The sequence below is a fragment of the Novosphingobium sp. AAP83 genome (assembly GCF_001295795.1).
Lineage (GTDB): Bacteria > Pseudomonadota > Alphaproteobacteria > Sphingomonadales > Sphingomonadaceae > Novosphingobium.
Genome location: NZ_LJHY01000070.1, coordinates 1 through 1,072, shown reverse-complemented (window position 1 = coordinate 1,072; position 1,072 = coordinate 1). Strand labels below are relative to the sequence as shown.

The window sequence follows — 1,072 nt, the reverse complement described above, 5'->3', positions numbered from 1 at the left end:
CGAGCCGCAGTTGAGCGAGGAGATCGGTACATCGCGCGGGCGTTTGCGGACGCTTCTGCGCCGCTTGGAGGAGGATGGTGCCATCTGGCCTCACGTCGGCAAGGGCACCTTCATCGGATCGCGCGAGACAGTTGAAGTCCGCTCCCTCGCCGCACCATCCTTCAGTGTCGGGGATGTTTTTGCCGCGCGCATCCTGCTGGAGCCCTTGCTGGCGGCCGAGGCTGCGGTACACGCCACCGCCGAAAACCTTGCTGTTGTCAGGCAATGCCACGAGATTTTGTGCAAGACCGAAGGCTACCTCCAGTGGAAGAGACTGGACGATCGGCTACACCGGGAGGTGGCAAAGGCCACGAACAAACCGCTTTTACTCATCCTTTATGACACCCTGAACACGCAGATCAGGCAGGCGCTCGATACGCGGCTCGAGCAGGTCTTCGGACACGCGCACGGCCCGGTGCCGGATGCCAATGCAGAACCTGGTCGCATCGTCGATGCCACTTCCCCGTTTCAGGCCGCTGCCTAAAGCCAAAAATATAAATAAGACAAGCGTTTAGACCGAAGCGACTGTTTCGGCCTATTTCACCTCATTTCGATCTGTTTCATACAGATGTGGGTAAGAATGTGTGTTAGGAATCGTTGGGAATCTGAGCGCGACGACACTGCGTGGCCCCCTCGCCAAAGGCCGTTACCACGACGGTGACGGGCTGTTCCTGAGCGTGACCAGCAAGGGTGCGCGCTCATGGATCTGCCGAGTCCAGAAGAATGGGCGCCGCCGTGACATCGGAATCGACAGCGCCAAAAAGATCACCCTGTCGCAGGCGAGGCAGCGCGCAGCGGAGATTCGCACGCTCGTCGAAGCCGGTATTGACCCGGTGCTCCACCGGAAACGGGCATAGGGCGTTCCCAAAGATCGGCGACATTGCAGTCAGCGGCATCGACAGCGCGCATGTCCGCGATGTGATGATCGCGATCTGGCTCGACAAGAATGAGACGGCGCGGCGGGTGCGGCAGCGAATCGGGATGGTGATCGACTGGGCCATCGCCAAGGACTACCGCGCGCCCCCCCCCCCCC

General features: G+C 60.8%; 2 protein-coding genes and 1 pseudogene. All 3 read left to right on the top strand.

Going from position 1 to position 1,072, the window contains the following annotated elements; all coding sequences use genetic code 11:
• Positions 1-523 (top strand): FCD domain-containing protein (locus IP81_RS18720; protein ID WP_157573343.1); only part of this gene is annotated, 523 nt, incomplete at its 5' end.
• Positions 524-623: 100 nt separating this feature from the next.
• A complete protein-coding gene (locus tag IP81_RS21760) occupies positions 624-896 on the top strand; it encodes an Arm DNA-binding domain-containing protein (RefSeq protein ID WP_082356310.1) in 273 nt (90 codons plus the stop codon).
• Positions 865-1,072, top strand: a pseudogene (locus tag IP81_RS21430) (hypothetical protein); the annotation flags it as partial. The gene IP81_RS21760 and the pseudogene IP81_RS21430, both read left to right, overlap by 32 nt.